General features: G+C 41.3%; 16 protein-coding genes and 1 pseudogene. 8 read left to right on the forward strand and 9 right to left on the reverse strand.

Features of this window, described 5'->3' with window-relative positions; translation table 11 throughout:
• Positions 1-33: 33 nt before the first annotated feature.
• Complete coding sequence (locus AACX33_RS15050) at positions 34-1,254, reverse strand: acetate kinase (RefSeq protein WP_193996891.1); 1,221 nt, start codon at positions 1,252-1,254, stop codon at positions 34-36.
• 99 nt (positions 1,255-1,353) lie between these two features.
• Between AACX33_RS15050 and AACX33_RS15055 the strand changes: the two genes are divergently transcribed.
• Positions 1,354-1,698: a hypothetical protein gene (locus tag AACX33_RS15055; protein ID WP_193996892.1), complete on the forward strand. Its 345-nt coding sequence runs from the start codon at positions 1,354-1,356 to the stop codon at positions 1,696-1,698.
• A gap of 77 nt (positions 1,699-1,775) precedes the next feature.
• Here the strand turns inward: AACX33_RS15055 and AACX33_RS15060 are convergent, their stop codons facing one another.
• The 3 genes from AACX33_RS15060 to gap all read right to left on the reverse strand — a co-directional run bounded on the left by AACX33_RS15060 (position 1,776) and on the right by gap (position 4,189).
• Positions 1,776-2,780, reverse strand: a complete 1,005-nt coding sequence (locus AACX33_RS15060) for a transaldolase (protein ID WP_193996893.1) — start codon at positions 2,778-2,780, stop codon at positions 1,776-1,778.
• Positions 2,781-2,925: 145 nt separating this feature from the next.
• Positions 2,926-3,084 (reverse strand): hypothetical protein, encoded by a 159-nt coding sequence (locus tag AACX33_RS15065; protein ID WP_193996894.1) that lies wholly within the window; start codon positions 3,082-3,084, stop codon positions 2,926-2,928.
• Between the two features lie 88 nt (positions 3,085-3,172).
• Positions 3,173-4,189 (reverse strand): type I glyceraldehyde-3-phosphate dehydrogenase, encoded by a 1,017-nt coding sequence (gap, locus tag AACX33_RS15070; protein WP_193996895.1) that lies wholly within the window; start codon positions 4,187-4,189, stop codon positions 3,173-3,175.
• A 315-nt stretch (positions 4,190-4,504) separates the two neighbouring features.
• Between gap and AACX33_RS15075 the strand changes: the two are divergent.
• A pseudogene (locus tag AACX33_RS15075) lies at positions 4,505-5,017 on the forward strand (Rpn family recombination-promoting nuclease/putative transposase); the annotation flags it as partial.
• Positions 5,018-5,274: 257 nt separating this feature from the next.
• On the opposite strand, the gene AACX33_RS15080 reads toward AACX33_RS15075, so the two are convergent.
• The 4 genes from AACX33_RS15080 to AACX33_RS15095 form a co-directional block, all read right to left on the reverse strand.
• The gene (locus AACX33_RS15080) at positions 5,275-6,033 is read right to left on the reverse strand and encodes an alpha/beta fold hydrolase (protein WP_193996896.1); all 759 of its coding nucleotides are present in this window, start codon (positions 6,031-6,033) and stop codon (positions 5,275-5,277) included.
• 165 nt (positions 6,034-6,198) lie between these two features.
• Positions 6,199-6,711, reverse strand: coding sequence for a flavodoxin FldA (gene fldA / locus AACX33_RS15085; RefSeq protein WP_193996897.1), 513 nt, complete (start codon positions 6,709-6,711; stop codon positions 6,199-6,201).
• Positions 6,712-6,856: 145 nt separating this feature from the next.
• On the reverse strand, positions 6,857-8,290 hold the full coding sequence (locus tag AACX33_RS15090; protein WP_193996898.1) for a chlorophyll a/b binding light-harvesting protein: 1,434 nt from the start codon (positions 8,288-8,290) through the stop codon (positions 6,857-6,859).
• Between the two features lie 2 nt (positions 8,291-8,292).
• Positions 8,293-9,315, reverse strand: coding sequence for a chlorophyll a/b binding light-harvesting protein (locus AACX33_RS15095; protein ID WP_193997513.1), 1,023 nt, complete (start codon positions 9,313-9,315; stop codon positions 8,293-8,295).
• A gap of 622 nt (positions 9,316-9,937) precedes the next feature.
• Here AACX33_RS15095 and AACX33_RS15100 point away from each other — a divergent pair.
• The 4 genes from AACX33_RS15100 to AACX33_RS15115 are packed head-to-tail and all read left to right on the forward strand — an operon-like array spanning position 9,938 to position 14,038.
• Positions 9,938-10,285 (forward strand): hypothetical protein, encoded by a 348-nt coding sequence (locus AACX33_RS15100; RefSeq protein ID WP_193996899.1) that lies wholly within the window; start codon positions 9,938-9,940, stop codon positions 10,283-10,285.
• A 25-nt stretch (positions 10,286-10,310) separates the two neighbouring features.
• Positions 10,311-11,978 (forward strand): hypothetical protein, encoded by a 1,668-nt coding sequence (locus AACX33_RS15105; protein ID WP_193996900.1) that lies wholly within the window; start codon positions 10,311-10,313, stop codon positions 11,976-11,978.
• 2 nt (positions 11,979-11,980) lie between these two features.
• Complete coding sequence (locus AACX33_RS15110; protein WP_193996901.1) at positions 11,981-12,634, forward strand: OmpA family protein; 654 nt, start codon at positions 11,981-11,983, stop codon at positions 12,632-12,634.
• Positions 12,635-12,646: 12 nt separating this feature from the next.
• Positions 12,647-14,038, forward strand: coding sequence for an EH signature domain-containing protein (locus tag AACX33_RS15115; protein WP_193996902.1), 1,392 nt, complete (start codon positions 12,647-12,649; stop codon positions 14,036-14,038).
• Between the two features lie 257 nt (positions 14,039-14,295).
• Here AACX33_RS15115 and AACX33_RS15120 read toward each other — a convergent pair whose 3' ends face one another.
• Positions 14,296-14,556 carry a hypothetical protein gene (locus AACX33_RS15120; protein ID WP_193996903.1) on the reverse strand — a complete coding sequence of 87 codons (261 nt, stop codon included), beginning with the start codon at positions 14,554-14,556 and terminating at the stop codon, positions 14,296-14,298.
• A 148-nt stretch (positions 14,557-14,704) separates the two neighbouring features.
• On the opposite strand from AACX33_RS15120, the gene AACX33_RS15125 reads away from it, so the two are divergent.
• Positions 14,705-15,079: a DUF4870 domain-containing protein gene (locus AACX33_RS15125; protein WP_193996904.1), complete on the forward strand. Its 375-nt coding sequence runs from the start codon at positions 14,705-14,707 to the stop codon at positions 15,077-15,079.
• Between the two features lie 400 nt (positions 15,080-15,479).
• Positions 15,480-16,322: a DUF2382 domain-containing protein gene (locus tag AACX33_RS15130; RefSeq protein ID WP_193996905.1), complete on the forward strand. Its 843-nt coding sequence runs from the start codon at positions 15,480-15,482 to the stop codon at positions 16,320-16,322.
• The last annotated feature ends 154 nt before the right edge of the window (positions 16,323-16,476 follow it).

The following is a 16,476-nucleotide window of genomic DNA, read 5'->3' on the forward strand; positions in this document are numbered from 1 at the left end:
CCGCCCCTTAGTATTTTTAAATGCAGAGGTTTGCTATTGTTTCTGCATGAGTTGCCAAGATTTTTGCGCGATCGCCCAGTCTTCTTGAGTCCGGATGACTAATACCCGCACAGATGAGTTAGCTGTGGCTATATCTTGATCAATGGGCTGTTGCTGATTTTTCGCTGGGTCAATTTTTAAGCCCAAAAATCCAAAGGCTTCACAGGCTGCTTGGCGAATTCCTGGAGATTTTTCACCTATACCTGCGGTGAATACTAAAGCATCTAATCCCCCTAAACTGGCCAGCATCGAACCAATACCAGACCGTAAGTGATGCACATACATATCCCAAGCGAGTTGAGCGCGGTAATTCCCTTCCGCGATCGCGGCGATTACCTGGGGTAAGTCGCTGGATACACCCGAAATTCCTCGTAAGCCAGAACCTTTATTTAATACATAGTCTAGCCTTTCCGCAGAGTAATTCGATTGCCGCAACAAATAAATCAAAATCCCTGGATCAACTGAACCGGAACGACTACCCATCATTAACCCATCCAGGGGAGTAAATCCCATAGTAGTATCAATACTGCGGCCATTTTTAATCGCCGCCAAAGAGCAACCATTCCCCAAATGACAGGTAATTAAGCGCAGGGATGCTAAATCTTGGTTGAGGATTTGAGCCGCACGACCTGAGCAATATTGATGACTAATACCATGAAAACCGTAGCGGCGAATACCTTGCTCTACCCACTCATAGGGACCAGGATAGATGGCTGCGGCATCAGGGAGAGTGGCATGAAATCCGGTATCAAATACTGCTACTTGGGTGACATCTCCCAAGCTTTGCTCAATGGCTTCTATCCCTTCTAAAGCGGCTGGATTATGTGCTGGAGCTAAACTAGATAATCGGGAGATTGTCTGTTTCACTTCTTCTGTAATCACCACACTTTTTCTGTATTCCTGACCACCATGTACGACACGATGTCCCACTACATCAATTTCTGAGAGATGATCGATGACTTTGGTCGCACCGCGACTGAGAGTATAAAGCATATAAGCGACGTGTGCGCGTCGCGAATCGCCATAGATTGATTCTTGCAGCGTTTCACCCGTAGCTGTTTTCACTTCAATTTCTGCCACACCCCGGTCTTGGGTCCAGTTCACTTTTCCTGACCACAGAGGCTGCGGTGCGACTGTGGGTAAACGATTATCTGCAATTTCATACAGACAACTTTTTTGGCTACTAGAGCCAGCATTTAAAACTAATACTTTCATTACTTTTACCTATTTGACGTTTGTGAACGATTAACTATATGGGTGCTAATTTTCAGCTATTAAATAAACTAATTACCGCTAATTCCAGAAAGGCAAAACGTGAAAAGTTTCCAGAAGCTATATTCAATTACGATTTTGGTCTTTGCCTTCATCTATCCATCGGCTATGGCTGAAGCTAAAGATAATAATGTAAATAATGTTCTCCATCAGCAGAATGTGGAACTAGAGACAAATTTAGTGGGGGGAGATACCAGCCCAGAACTTTTGTTAGCTCATAGACATAATCGACGCTATCGTAGAAGACCCTCTACAGGAAACCAATACAACCGTCGTAGAACACGTAATCAACGCATTCGTTATAGTGGACAATACTATCGTCGTGGGCGATGGCAGCTAGTGCGCGATCGCCATGGTAGATTAATGTATGACTGGCGAAGACATTAAAGCACCAACAAAATAGAAAATGAGAGTAACAGGTTGAGTCTTCCCCAACCTGTTCTGCGGATGCTGAGGATAGTGCCTTAACGGCTGGCTATCACTTCTCCCTCAAGGCTAGCTAGTCGCTCTGCTAATAGTTTTTCTAAAGCAACTAGGGCTTTGGTAAAGCCATCGATACCCTCTGCTAGTTTGTCAGATGCCATGCGGTCAGCAGCGTGCATCTTGTCATAGGTAGCTTTATCAACGGATATCTTTTTGATTTCCATGTTTGCTACTTTAGCAGGATCAAGTTTGCGTGGCAGTTCTCCAATAGTTGCGTGCAATTCTGCTAACAGTCCCGGCGAAATGGTCAGCAGGTCACAACCCGCCAATTCGGTAATTTCGCCAATGTTGCGGAAGCTGGCTCCCATAACTTCGGTTTTATAGCCGAATTTTTTGTAATAGTTGTAGACTGTGGTGACTGACAGTACACCTGGATCTTCGGCGGCGGGATAGCTATCGCGTCCAGTATCTTTCTTGTACCAGTCGAGAATTCGGCCCACGAAGGGAGAAATTAAGGTTACGCCGGCTTCTGCACAGGCGATCGCTTGGTGAAGACCAAACAACAATGTTAAGTTACAATGAATACCTTCTTTCTCAAGAATTTCCGCAGCGCGAATGCCTTCCCAAGTGGTGGCAATTTTGATGAGGACGCGATCGCGATCGACACCAGCCGCCTTGTACTGAGCAATCAATTCTCTGCCTTTGGTAACAGTAGCTTCAGTATCAAAAGACAAGCGAGCATCTACTTCTGTAGAAACACGACCAGGAATAATTTGTAAAATCTTCAAACCGAAAGCCACTGCTAAACGGTCAAAAGCCAAAGTCACGATATCTGCTTGGCTAGCAGCAGCACCGGCATCTTTCTTCGCTTGGAGTAAAGTTTGATCAACAATTTCCTGATATTCCGGCATCTGTGCCGCCGCCGTAATCAGAGAAGGATTAGTAGTAGCATCTTGGGGTGTAAACTTCTCAATAGCCTTGATATCCCCTGTATCCGCCACCACAACGGTCATTTGGCGTAATTGTTCTAGTAAAGTTTTAGACATATTTTTCTCCGTGAGTTGTGCTGGTTTCGGACGTACTTAATTCCTTACTTGTTTACACTCTTGACTGTTCCTCAAAATTCCGATTTTGGCAACTTTTCTTAAACATTGCCCACATTGGCTAGCTAAAATTAATTACAGCCCTATTTTAGGTGGGTTCTGCCAAAATTGGCTGTCCAATGGAATGCACTTTAATTAAACGGGTTGTTCCCAACTTAGCCATTTCTCTTGTAGAGACGCGATAAATCGCGTCTAATTTATCTGATTTATAGCGTCTGTGGGATAAATCGCGTCTCTCACCAAACACCAGTACCGCAAGGCGTAAATAAAACCCCTAAATAATTCAAAAGTCTATTCTATAAGCCTTTTGACTTCTGCCTTGCGGTGCCAGTAAGTTATTCTTTTGCTGACATCGACAACATTAAATCAAGCACCCGATTTGAGTAGCCCCACTCGTTGTCATACCAAGCCACCACCTTAAAGAAATTGGCATTCAACTCAATACCAGCACCTGCATCGAAAATACTCGAATGAGTATCACCCTGAAAATCAGTAGAAACAACTGCTTCGTCTGTATAGCCTAATATCCCCGCCAGTGAACCTTCAGCAGCTTGCTTCATCGCCGCGCAAATGTCTTGGTAACTGGTAGCCTTAGCAGTTTTAAAAGTTAAATCAACCACAGAAACGTCGGGAGTAGGAACCCGGAAAGCCATACCTGTTAACTTACCTTTTAATTCTGGCAAAACTAATGCTACCGCTTTTGCTGCACCCGTAGAAGAAGGAATAATATTTTGGGCTGCACCTCGTCCACCCCGCCAGTCTTTCTTGCTGGGGCCATCTACAGTTGGCTGAGTCGCCGTCATGGCGTGAACCGTAGTCATCAACCCTTCGGTCAGTCCGAAGTTATCATTAATCACCTTCGCGATGGGTGCTAGACAGTTTGTGGTACAACTAGCATTAGAGACAATCACATCTTTGGCTGGGTCAAATAGGTGATGATTTACACCCATTAACAGCGTTTGTACTCTATCTGGCTCTTTGGTGGGAGCAGAAATTATGACTCGCCTTGCACCAGCTTGCAGGTGTTTTGCCGCCCCATCATAATCTGTGAATAATCCAGTAGATTCGACAACATAATCTGCACCTAATTTGCCCCAAGGTAACTCAGCCGGATTCCTCACCGACATACAAGGGATAAAATGCCCATCAATGAGGATACCATCAGCCTTAGCTTCAACGTTACTTTTCAACTGACCGTGTGTAGAATCGTACTTAAATAGATAAGCTAGGTTATCTGGTGGTACGAGGTCATTAATCCCCACAAACTCGATATTGGGGTTATTGATGCCAGCGCGTAGCACAAGTCGCCCAATTCGACCGAAGCCATTGATACCAACTTTTAGTTTAGTCAAGATTAAACCTCCTGTTGTGGGAGTTGAACAAAAGGTAAAAGATAAAAGAAGATCACTTTTACGCTTTACTTTTTGATCCTGACAGTTTTAACTAGTTAAGGCATATTTACTTGGCATCTTTTAAGGTTTCTGAATTATGTGAGCGTAGGCGGTGTAGGGCTATACACAGGATGTTAACAAATTTGACTATGGATTTTGAGACAAGCAATTGCGCGTTAAATTGGTAACATTAATTATGATTAATTTTTTGACGCTCAATGCTTTGTTTGAGATGAAGTAAAGCCACTTTCAGAAATAAATAAAGTATAATCTTCCATGCGACGAGACTCTATTTTTTACAAACTGTTTCAACAATATCCCACTCTGTTATTTGAGCTATTGACAACTGCACCCACAAATGCAGATGCCTATCGATTTGATTCCGTAGCCGTTAAAGAACCCAAATTTGAAATTGATGGGGTGTTTCTGCCACCGGAAAGTGAAGGTGCTGGAGTGGTGTATTTCTGTGAGGTACAATTTCAAAAAGATGAACAGCTTTATGAACGAGTATTTGCGGAATCTCTACTTTACTTTTACCGCAACCGTACTAGATACAGCGACTGGCAAGCAGTGATAATTTATCCCTCCCGTAGTACCGAACAAAGTGATATTCATCCTTATCGAACACTACTGGAAGGAAGCCAAGTACATCGAGTGTATTTAGATGAATTGGGAAATATCCGCCAATTACCTCTATGGGTAGCGCTGATGATACTGACTACGTTAGAAGACGAACAAGCACCAGAAGAAGCGAGGTATTTGTTAGCTAAAACCTTTGACAATATCAACCACAACCAATTAATGACTACCATCGGCAATTTTCCAGGGAGAAAATTAATCTGGCAGTGGTTAAAGGCGGGATACATAGACAATAATGTCTTTATTGCAAATATTTCTTAAAAAGAAGGTATTTTACAAAAGTTAATAATTTAAATAGGTGCGTAAATTAAGCAGCAAAAAATTAGTGATATCGGGCTACGCCGTCACTAAAAAACTGTTGTTAGCAATTAGGAAGATGAATTATTTCTTCATCTCCCTCTAGTTTTTCATTGATGTATGGAAGCGGTGGAAGGTTGTGCAGATATTGCGAGCGATGATCGCCTCTTGTAACAGCCCCAAAAATTTAAAATTTGCTCACCAACTTCTTGAGGGTGAAAGTAGTGAAAGAAATGATATCCTTGGGAAGATCGCCAGAGTCTATCTTCGGGCTTGAACCAATTGCGCCAGTCATCTAATGCAGGTGGATTGACTACCGAATCAGTTTTGCTACCGCAGACCAGCATCGGCATAGAAACACCTCCCTTGGGTAAATAGACCAACTTAAACAGAGAATGGGGTGAAGGCGATCGCTCTAAATCTTTATCTAAAGCCGTCATTAACTTCTTAGCCGTATGACATGGTTGTTTACCAAAGAGACTGCGAACACTGTTGGCGAGAACTTGCTCACGGCTAATTGAGAAAAGTTGGCGTTGAAAATAATAATGAGCGTGCCAAGTATTAGCGGGTTGAGATCCTACAGCTAAGAGAGTCAGCGATCGCACTTTTTCAGGATAACGTCTAGCATAAGTTAATGCGATCGCACCACTAATCCCATGACCACCTAAATGCACCGCATCCGGGTAAGAATCTAAAAAATCATGCAGCAACAGCACAGCTTGGTCTATAGAACTAGCTTCATCCCTTGATTGTTGATATTCCCACTGAGCGATACGCATATACCCAGATAAGTGTTGCAGCAATGGTTGATCAAAACGCTTCAAAGTGGGACTAGCATTTAACCAAAGAACATCGAATAAATCAGACATAATTAACCGTAATAGTGTTGATTTAGAAATTACAAATTAAACAGCCAAGGCATCATCCATCTAGTGAAAATTAAATATGCCTTATTTGAGAACCTTGTAGAGACGTTCCATAGAACGTCTCTAAATTCTTTCCTTCCAGATGTCTAATGCCGTGGCCTCTATTCTCTACAAACCAAATTCTGTTTTCAACTGTGCAACCCAAGCCTTAATCCGCTCATCTGTCAGGTCAGATTGATTATCATCATCAAGGGCTAGACCACAAAACTTACCATTCCGCACAGCTTTAGAATCGCTAAAGTCATAACCCTCAATTGGCCAGTAGCCCACAGTTTTACCACCCTGTTGGGAAATCTTTTCTTCCAAAATCCCGATAGCATCCTGAAAATTATCACCATAGCCAAGTTGGTCTCCCGTACCGAAATAGGCCACCGTCTTACCGTTAAAATCAACATCGTCTAGGTCAGGATAAACACCTTCCCAATCGCTTTGCAGTTCACCAATATTCCAAGTTGGGCAACCCATAATCAGACATTCATACTCATCAAAATCAGCAACCTCAGCCTGAGACATATCGTGTAGTGTCACCACATCACCACCAAAAGCATCCCGAATCATTTCCGCAGCAGATTCAGTCTTGCCAGTTTGAGTACCGTAGAACAGCCCAATTTTCTTCGACATTTTCACACCTAATAAATAGATTTAACTTTCTTTCTTTCTTTCCTTCTTTCTTTCCTTTGTGTACTTTGCGTCCTTCTCCCAAAGGGAGAGGCTAGCGCCAATGTGGTTCGTTCCTCATATATACCCATTCACAGTTGAATCGGTATTAGAAAAACAAACTGCTATTAGCTAACACCAAGAAAGCAAACAAAGCACCACCACAACTGCCTACAGTCCACCCAGCATTAAACTCACTCCAAGACTTACCCGTTTTCATGTTTTCTGGTAACTCTCCCGAAGCAGGTTTACCTTCTTGAAACGATGTGGTGCCATACAGCCACAAACAAATAGACAAAATCAATAACAGACCAATGGTGGCTAGTAAACCTGCTTGACTTGCCAACTCACTATTCCGCAGAGGGCCAAGTTTGACAAAAGGGCCAAGCAGAAAGTAACCATGTGCCATCCCAATTTCCAGACCTCGTGAAAAAGGCGACAGACCTGGACGGTAAATCGGCAGATACTTCAAAAAATTCAGCGTGATATCAGAAGCATTCACAGGAGTATCGAAATTGCCCATTTCTGGCATACCAGCATAGTTGACAACTCCCTGCTCAAAATTCAATCCCGCCGCTATCACACGGACTCTCAAAGCGTGCCAGATATGACCAACTAAAAATACAATTGCCAAAGCCAAGTGGCTAGTTGCTAACCAAGTGCGAACTGTCACAACTCCCGATGCAGTTGTAGTCCATCCCAAAGAACCATAGAACACTGTGGGATAAACTGTGTCATTCACAGTTACAAAGTAGGCGGCAAAAAATCCCATATAGGCTAGAGCGCCCAAACTGTAGCACAAGTAAGCCTCACCAGACCAGAACAATACTTGTTTAGCCCAACTAAAAGGCTTGGTGAAGATATGCCAAAATCCGCCAGCAATGCAGAGTATCCCCACCCAGATATGTCCACCAATCACATCTTCTAGGTTATTTACAGCCGCCATCCCCTGACTACCAAACAAACCAAAGAGATAGCCAAAAATCCGACCAGGATTAAGAGTTGGTTCTGTAATTACTCTTACAGATGCTACTTCTGGGTCATAAATACCACCCCAAAACAACGCCTTCGCCACCAATAACCAAGCGCCAACACCCAATAACAGGAGATGAATGCCGATAATTGTGGTCATTTTGTCTTCATCTTCCCAGTCGTAGCCAAAGAAGCCAGAAAAGGTTCTATTTTCCGGTAAAACTTCCGGCCCCAACAGAGCATGATAAATACCCCCAGCACCCAGTACGGCGGAACTGATTAGATGTAAAACACCAATGACAAAATAAGGATAGGTATCAATAATTTGTCCGCGATCGCCAACACCAAAACCCAAAGTAGCCAAATGAGGCAAAAGGATTAACCCCTGCTCATACATTGGTCGGGAAATATCGTATTTGGTGATTTCAAACAAAGTTATTGCCCCAGCCCAAAGGACAATCAAACCTGCATGAGCAACATGAGCGCCCAACAGCTTACCCGACATATCAATAAATCGGGAATTACCTGCCCACCAACCAGATTTTGGCTGAGTTATGGTTGCAGTTGTCATTGTTACATTACCTCCCCACGAGTTGAATGCACGACCTTACCTTGACGGAAATCAAACCCAGCAGCGCGGAGGGCGTGCCAGAGATGCCCTTGGAGAAAGAAAAAACCTAACCAAAAATGAGCATTTGCCAACCAAACGCGAGCAGATAGTAAATCTCCACTCTCGAAGTAGGGAAAGCGGTCAAACCCAATATTCAAAGCGGGTCCATAAAACTCAACTGGGTAAGCTAGGGTATTGACAGAAACAAAATAGGCAGCAATTACACTCATTAAAGCTAAAGCCCCCAAACTGTAAGCCAGGTATGCTTCACCCGACCAAAAAAGCAGCCGTTTAGCCCAAGCAAAAGGCTGAGTTGTCATGTGCCAGATACCGCCGGCGATACAGAGAATACTTACCCAAATATGACCACCAACTAAGTCTTCTAGATTGTTGACTCCAGCAATCCAGTTTCTACCGCCACCACCAAAGAGATAGCCAAAAATCACGGTGGAATTCCAGGTCGGACTAGAAATGACTCGCACTTCACCCAAATTGGCATCATACAAGCCGCCAAAAAACATGGCTTTGGCAACCAATAAGCCAGCACCTAGACCCAGTAAGACTAGATGAATGCCTAAAATTGTCGTCATTTTGTTGGCATCTTCCCAGCGATAGGCGAAGAAGGAAAATCTTTGTTCTAAGATGGCAGGGCCACGGAGGGCGTGAAAAATCCCACCCAATCCTAGAAAAGCAGAGCTAATTAGGTGTATGACCCCGATAGCAAAGTAAGGATAGGTATCTACCACCTGTCCACCGCTACCCACACCCCATCCAAGGGTTGCTAAGTGGGGCAATAAAATCAAGCCTTGCTCATACATTGGTTGCGAAGGGTGGAAGTGGGCGACTTCAAACAGGGTTGTCGCACCTGCCCACAGAACGATTAACCCCGCATGAGCAACGTGAGCGCCTAAAAGTCGCCCTGAGAGTTGTGTTAACCGGGCATTCCCTGACCACCAGGGAATCGATTCCGGAGTTTGAACAGCCATGCTTGTCATGACATTAGCTCCTGAGAAATTTTGCCTATGTCTGAGATCAATAAACCCAACTAATGAGTATCTATCTCAATAAACGTTAAAAACATATTATCAGACTTGTTGAAAGTTCTTGTCACTAATTTAGGATAAACTTTTGTAACGGAATCTATAGCTAAGGCTGCAATAGGCTTGTCTGTAATAGATTTAAAGGATATTATTGGTTAACAAATCTGTAATAGTAAAGAAATTTCTTATAAAAAAGTGCTATTAAATCTCAATAAGCTTATGGTAGAGTAGAGACTACTCACACAATGTTCTAAACCTTCCGCATTTATGAGGCTGAATCCTGTTTTGATCACATGGGATAACAAGACAGGGATTTAGCCTTTTTTGTATGAGTTGACTTTTTAAACTTTTTTGTATCTCCGCGTTCTCTGTGCCTCTGCGGTTAAAAAAGTATTTTATTTAACTACACCAGAGATAGAGTAAAGAGCTGAAAGAGTATCTGGGGGTGAAATGAGCAGTGTATTTAACCGCTCAAATAGAATGGCGATATTTTTGGCAAAAAGGTTAAAAAGTTGGGATTTTTGGGAATAATAAGCCTATTGAAGCTCAGGCAAATAGGGTAAAAGCATTGACTAATCAAGCGGCTGAACTGTTGCGCCCCTCAGTGGAGAAGTTGGTTAATGAAATTGTTGCAATTAACCACGCTTGGAAATTGGCTTGTGAATTATTTGGACAAGATTCATCCCTATCTATTTCTTCACGGGATTTAAAAACCTGTTTGCAGGTTCGTTTGTTGCGAAGTTATGCACCAAAACAGGTTTATTTAATTGAGGATCAAGAATCAGAAGGTGAACCAGCTTATGGGTTACGTCTCCGGGAACCTATAGGAAACCGCCAGTATGCAGAACATCTGCCAATACGGGTAGCGCAAAAAGTTCTCACAGATAAAGAATTAGAGCAATTCCAAAAAATATAACCAATAGAAACAACAAAGGTACAGTGTGGAAATAACGAAACTTTGGGACATTATTTGGGATAACGGACTTTTTCATTGGGCAATTGCTGTTGTGTTAGGAGTCGCAATTGTTGTCGAATTTTACACAGTATTGCAATATTTGGGGACAACTAAAGCCGCTATTGATTTTTTGAATAAAGTAAAAAAGGGTAAATATGTAAAGCCTGTAGGCAAAGTTAACGAGTGGTTAGAAAAGTATTTAGATCCCGAAGATATAAATATAATTCGGAAAGAAAGGGAAAAAAACGGCAAATTCTTACTGATCAAGTATCCATCTGTGTTAGCCCGTCCAATCCCTCGAACTTCCTTGCGTTTTGTGACCACATTATGTACGGCTATCGGTGTTTTAGGAACATTCTATGGCATACAACAGGGACTTCAAGGAATCGATTTATCTACACAAGATACCAAACAACTCATGACTGCCAGTACAGAGTTATTGGCAGGAATGAAAACAGCTTTTTCTACTTCCTTGATGGGGCTTGGTTCTGGTAGCTTGTTTACTTTAGTCTTGTTTGGCAGTGATTTGCTCCGGCAGAAACGCCGTAAAAGTCTGCGTCAAAAATTGCAGAATATTACAACTTTAAAAACGGCAGAGGATAATAACCTTGAAGTATCTAAAGCACTTAATCTTGTAGCACAAAATTTGACCGGGTTTAAACACCTAAAGGCAGAAGATATTGGTCAAGCTGTAGGTAGGAGTATAGCAGAACAGTTCGCAGGTTTAAATCATTTGTCAGCTTCAGCTATTGGAGAATCTGTCAAGCAGCAAATTTTCCCACTTTTAAAAGAAATATTCAATGAACAGAAAAAAATTCGGGAACTTCAAGAAAATCAGGGACAGAGAGTTTTAGAATTACTCATTAACGATTTGCGAATTCAGGTACTCGAACCCATTGCAGACCGACTAGATAGAAGTGCTGAGTTAACCCAGCAAGCTTCCACAGCCGTGCTGAATCTGCATCAGAAACTCGGCGGAATCTCTCAAAGTTTGGCAAATTCCATCCTGACAATTCAGAACTTTCAACAAGAGACTTTGGTACAACTTCAAGAATTTGCTCACAATTTGGGAGACAGTGTAAATGAATTTAAAACAGATACAAGAGGTGTTTTACAACAAACATCTCAGGAAGATGATTTGACAAGGTTTAGGGAAGAATATCAAAGGAATTTACAGATTTTTTTTCAAGAGCAAAACACCTTACTTGAGGGAACACTAGGCAAACAACAGGAAGGATTATCTGGAGTTGTGAAGCATCTTGATCAAGTCTTCCGAGATGAATGTCAAAGACGTAGTGAATTGACTCAAGCAGTAGATGCAAGTATGACTAAAATTCAGGAATCTGTCGCACAAATTAACAAATTAGTGATTGCGGCTGGATTGAACGATGGACAACGACTCATACAACTAGAAAATCTAGCTCGTGGTATTGGGGAACAACTGGAAAAAGTTGATAATTCATACAGCAATTTGAATCAAAAATTTGACAATAGCCTTCATGCTTGGCAAAGTCATCTTGAAGGTTCTATGCAAAGGACTGTTGACTTACAAGTTAACTTTTTCCAACAAGCAGATACTTCTATGGCTAGAGTTTGCGGAAATTTACTCAAAACAGCAGAAGTACTGGTAGCAGCGTTACCAATGGAGTCATAAACATGGTTGATTTGAGCAGCGACGAATTTATTGAGCGAGAGATTATAGAGGATGATGACTCTAGCATCTATCTATCGATTGGTGATTTGATGTCTGGTTTACTCATGTTTTTTGCTTTGCTATTTATCACTACATTACTCCAGCTTGCACAAAAAGATGTCCCAAAAAGGTTAATAATTGGTAATGTTGTGGGCGAGATGAAAAGTAACAATATCAATGTCAAAGTCAATCCTGAAACTGGAGATATTAGTATTCAAGAATCAATTCTGTTTGCTAGGGGAAGTACCGAACTAAAACCAGAAGGAAAAGCCTTTCTTAGCAGCTTTATTCCCGTTTACAGTGGGGTGATTTTCTCAAAAGAAGAATTTGATCAGGAAATTAGCCGTGTAGTTATTGAAGGTCATACTAGCTCAGAAGGAGATGAACAAATAAATCTGGAACTGAGTTTACTAAGGTCTTTGTCAGTGTATAAATACATTTTTTCTGATATTAGTTTCCCTACAAAAGCAGCTTTAAGCCAGAAAATATTAGCTGCTGGTCGTGGAGAAATTGAATCTGACCAGAATCGAGATAATCCAGGCGATCGCAAGGTAGTTTTTCGCTTTCAGTTTCGTAATGATGAGTTAAAAAATGATATTCCTGAAACCTCTCTTTAAAGGAGAAAAATCTTGGATTTCCAGTTTCTCCTTCCTTCCTTACCTGAACCTCCCCAATGTATTCCTAATCAACTGATTCAGCTTGCCAGTAACTTACCAGATGCCACAATATCAATCCCCAGTGTTGATAAATTATTAGCAGCTATTGAACAGGGTAAAACTGAACAAATATGTCAGTTGGACTGGGTTTACTGCATCCATGCTAAAGCACAGTGGGATAAACAAAATACTGACCGTTCTCGGAAAACATCAGCAGCCATTTGGAAGGTAGCAATTTCTAACTCATGGTTGCAACATCAGCTATTGTGGCGTTTAGCTCTTTATTCTCATGATCAGCAAGAACAGGTGTTAGCCAAGTCTCTAGCTGAATCTTTTGATGTCTTTGCTAATTCTAACTTAGTTAATCACCTCCTACCAGTTCAAATTGTTCGGGCGCTTTGCAGTCAACAACCAGGGAGAGAATTAGCAAAAATTGCTTGTGAACAGCGTGTTAATCAAACGGAATTACTCAACAAAATTCAAAGAGATTTACCAGTTTATATTCCATTATTCAGCCAATTCATAGAATATATAACACCATATTTTATCAAAATCATTTCTCCAAATCAGCAACAAGTAACTTGGTTGTTAAGTTGCTTGAATGAAATGTCAGATAGTCAGCAAATACAAGCTGTTGATTATTTACTCACTCGTGTTTCTCATGATATAGTAAAAAATCATTATTTCCTAGTTGATTGGTTACGAAATAATTATAGAAATGGTGACAATTGGTATAAACTTTCCGAACCAGCTAGGCAAAGACTTCGAGAGTGGATTGGAGGCATTAATTATGGTGATTTCCAAAACTTAGTAGATGTAATATTGAGCAGGCTTGCTTTAGAATCCTTCGAGTCAAATAGGCTACGTATTTGCAGAGAATTTTGGGCTAACTACAGTAACCGCTTTGAACGGCTTCGGATTTTGTTACCCAGCACATCACAAATTGCCATAGGATATCAAATTCAAGGTGATGTTGATCTACTAGAGGATGATGGTAGTGATCCCACGGAGGTTTGTATATTCGATTTTGGTGACTTGTTTGTGGTCGAATTTTTTCGTGGAAGAGGTAGTGAGACGCGGCTGTTTCCTCACAATTCCACAACTCAACAAATCCTTTTTGGTGAATCAAGGCTTTCAGTTAAACGGATTCGTTTTCTGGGTGGCGATAAGCACGATCATGTATTTCTTTGGCAGTTTTTTTGCCGCCAATGGCTGGAAAATCAGGGAGTTAACCCAAACCCAGGAACTGAAACTTACAGAAACCCAACAGCAAATCAATTGCGCGATCGAGAATACAGGCTTGAACAATGGAGAAGAGAAATTCAGGATCTGGAACGGGAAGCTAGAATCTACTGTGATGTTTAGTAGATAGGCACGAAATTTATAATACGTAAAGAAAAATTAACTGTAGGGTCTGTTGTCGCGCAGCGCAACGCACCATCAATACTTCGGGTGCGCGTGTTAAAGCCTAGAGGAGTAGAGACTTTAAAAATTCAAGGTGCGTTAGCCTACGGCATAACAAACCCTACGGAGAACTTATGTTTCTTCATCTACATCGAATCTTGCTCACTTACTTACTTAGATCCAGTATTTTATATTACTAGTATTTATGCTTGCAACCATCAACCGTGAAGATTAGCTTGCTCTTGTAACCAAGGATCTACAGGCTGTCCATCTTTGCGGCGTAGTTCAATTTCTATTGCTATAACTTCTTCGGAACCAGGGGGCGCGGGTTTTTGATGGAAAATAATATCATAATCTAATGGGTTATGTTTGCGTTCTTTTAACCAGTCTTGCACCTTGGTGATGGCAAAGAATGATTGCCCTTGCTCAAACATCCGGGTAATCTGCATTTGTAGTTTGTAGGGATTGATGCGACTCATTTTTTATCACCTTTCTTGAGTAAATCTTCTATCCTAGTTTATCTTAAGGAAGGTGGGAAAAGTTTTCAGTGTACGGTTAACTGTATTACTCTACATATTATGTGTTCGTTACAATCAGAGTTATAAACTAAGTTGAGAGGACACTAGAATGCAAGTTAAATACGATCCTGATAAGCGTAGATTACTATCATCTCTGTCTCACGGGGCGATTTTCTTTAGTACAACATTATTCTCTATTGGGGTTCCTATTGTCATTACTCTAATTTCTGACGACCCAGTTGTGAAAAGCAACGCTAAAGAATCGATTAATTTTCACTTCAATGTTTGGTTCTGGGCAACTGTAATTGGTGTGCCAATGGGGATTCTATCTTTCCTCACCTTTGGCTTGGGAGGACTTTTATTTTTTCCCTTGGTGGCGTTGGGTTTTGCTCTACACTGGGGATTGACAATTTGGGCGCTGTTGCATTGTTTCAACCAGCCAGATCAACCATTCCGTTATCCGTTTATTTTTCGACTTTTCTAATGGCACGAACTCAATATTTTGTCTAGGGGAAAGGGCGCGAGACTAATACCCCTTTTCTCTTGGACTATGCGATCGCTTTGGTGGAGTGATCAGCAAATTTCCTGCTACTGAGTTAAAGTGTTTAATCAGGTAACAGTTATCAGTCCTATGATGGAGAACTTCAATGCTGGGTATGGAAGTTTACTCGTAAATTATATTCACTAAGGATTTATTTTCTCTTACTTATGGAATATTGGAATAGAGGGAAAATAAAAATATTAAGTTATATCCAACTAGGGAATTGCAAATTATTGAGATTTGCCCCATAAAAGATATTCCCTAAGTTCATCCGCCAGCCAGAGGAAAACCAAGGTAATAATATTTATGCTGATAGAGATAAATATTCGACAACTTGAAACCTATGCCTCTTTACAAACTCGAAGATTTTGACCCTAACTACCGAGAAACCTTTGGCGGTGATGATGTAAAAACTTTAGAACTTTACACCGAAGGAGGAGTCAGAGTCGGTTCTGTGGCTGATGCCTTACTTGACCAAGATGGACGTTTTCGGTATTTAGTCATTGACACTAGCTTCGACTCTATTAGTAAGAAGATATTACTACCAATAGGGCTTTCTCACATCAATTATCCAGCTAAACGTGTTTATGTTGATGGATTGAGTAAAGAACAAGTCGAACATTTACCTGAATATCAAGAGAGCATGACTGTTGATGAAGATTATGAAAAACAGGTAGGTCATGTTTTTCGTCCTCACAGCAGATATGAATCTGATGATCGGCAGACATCTATTTACGAAAGAGAACCAGATTTATATACTTTAAATGAACAATATCATCAAACTCTCAGGCTGTATGAAGAACGATTGATTGCTAACAAGCATCGGGTCAAGACTGGGGAGGTATCAGTTGGTAAGCATATTGAAACACAAACGGCAAGGGTGACAGTACCTGTGAAAAAAGAACGTGTTTTGATTGAACGAGTTCCGCCAACAGAAGCAGGAACAGTTGTAGATCCGAACGCACTCAAATTTCAAGAAGGGGAAGTAACACGCATCGAATTGTACGAAGAAACCCCGGAAATTCGTAAAGAAGCGTTTGTACGCGAAGAAGTTAGAGTGAAAAAAATTGTAGACCGGCAGACAGTAGAAGCACAAGACACAATTCGCCGAGAACAGTTAGATATTGATACTACAGGCGAATTGCATGTGGATGAAACTGGTACAAAAAGAGAGGAATCTGTTTGAGTATCTGAGTAAAAAATTTGTTTTGGAGATTTATCTTAAATGATGCAGGCAGGGAAAACTTTAACTCTGCCTGTACTTTTGGGAAATTTGTTTAGTTATCAGCAGAGTCAGATGATTTTGATATTTTACATATAATTAATGGGAAAAATATCTA

Origin of the sequence: Nodularia sp. LEGE 04288, from assembly GCF_963896525.1 — a bacterium.
Classification (GTDB): domain Bacteria; phylum Cyanobacteriota; class Cyanobacteriia; order Cyanobacteriales; family Nostocaceae; genus Nodularia.

Excerpts from the sequence above, each read along its gene's own strand:
- AACX33_RS15050 (WP_193996891.1), bottom strand. The coding sequence starts at position 1,254 with ATGAAAGTATTAGTTTTAAATGCTGGCTCTAGTAGCCAAAAAAGTTGT.
- AACX33_RS15060 (WP_193996893.1), bottom strand. The coding sequence starts at position 2,780 with ATGTCTAAAACTTTACTAGAACAATTACGCCAAATGACCGTTGTGGTG.
- AACX33_RS15080 (WP_193996896.1), bottom strand. The coding sequence starts at position 6,033 with ATGTCTGATTTATTCGATGTTCTTTGGTTAAATGCTAGTCCCACTTTG.
- fldA (WP_193996897.1), bottom strand. The coding sequence starts at position 6,711 with ATGTCGAAGAAAATTGGGCTGTTCTACGGTACTCAAACTGGCAAGACT.
- AACX33_RS15090 (WP_193996898.1), bottom strand. The coding sequence starts at position 8,290 with ATGACAACTGCAACCATAACTCAGCCAAAATCTGGTTGGTGGGCAGGT.
- AACX33_RS15095 (WP_193997513.1), bottom strand. The coding sequence starts at position 9,315 with ATGGCTGTTCAAACTCCGGAATCGATTCCCTGGTGGTCAGGGAATGCC.
- AACX33_RS15110 (WP_193996901.1), top strand. The coding sequence starts at position 11,981 with ATGGTTGATTTGAGCAGCGACGAATTTATTGAGCGAGAGATTATAGAG.
- AACX33_RS15120 (WP_193996903.1), bottom strand. The coding sequence starts at position 14,556 with ATGAGTCGCATCAATCCCTACAAACTACAAATGCAGATTACCCGGATG.
- AACX33_RS15125 (WP_193996904.1), top strand. The coding sequence starts at position 14,705 with ATGCAAGTTAAATACGATCCTGATAAGCGTAGATTACTATCATCTCTG.
- AACX33_RS15130 (WP_193996905.1), top strand. The coding sequence starts at position 15,480 with ATGCCTCTTTACAAACTCGAAGATTTTGACCCTAACTACCGAGAAACC.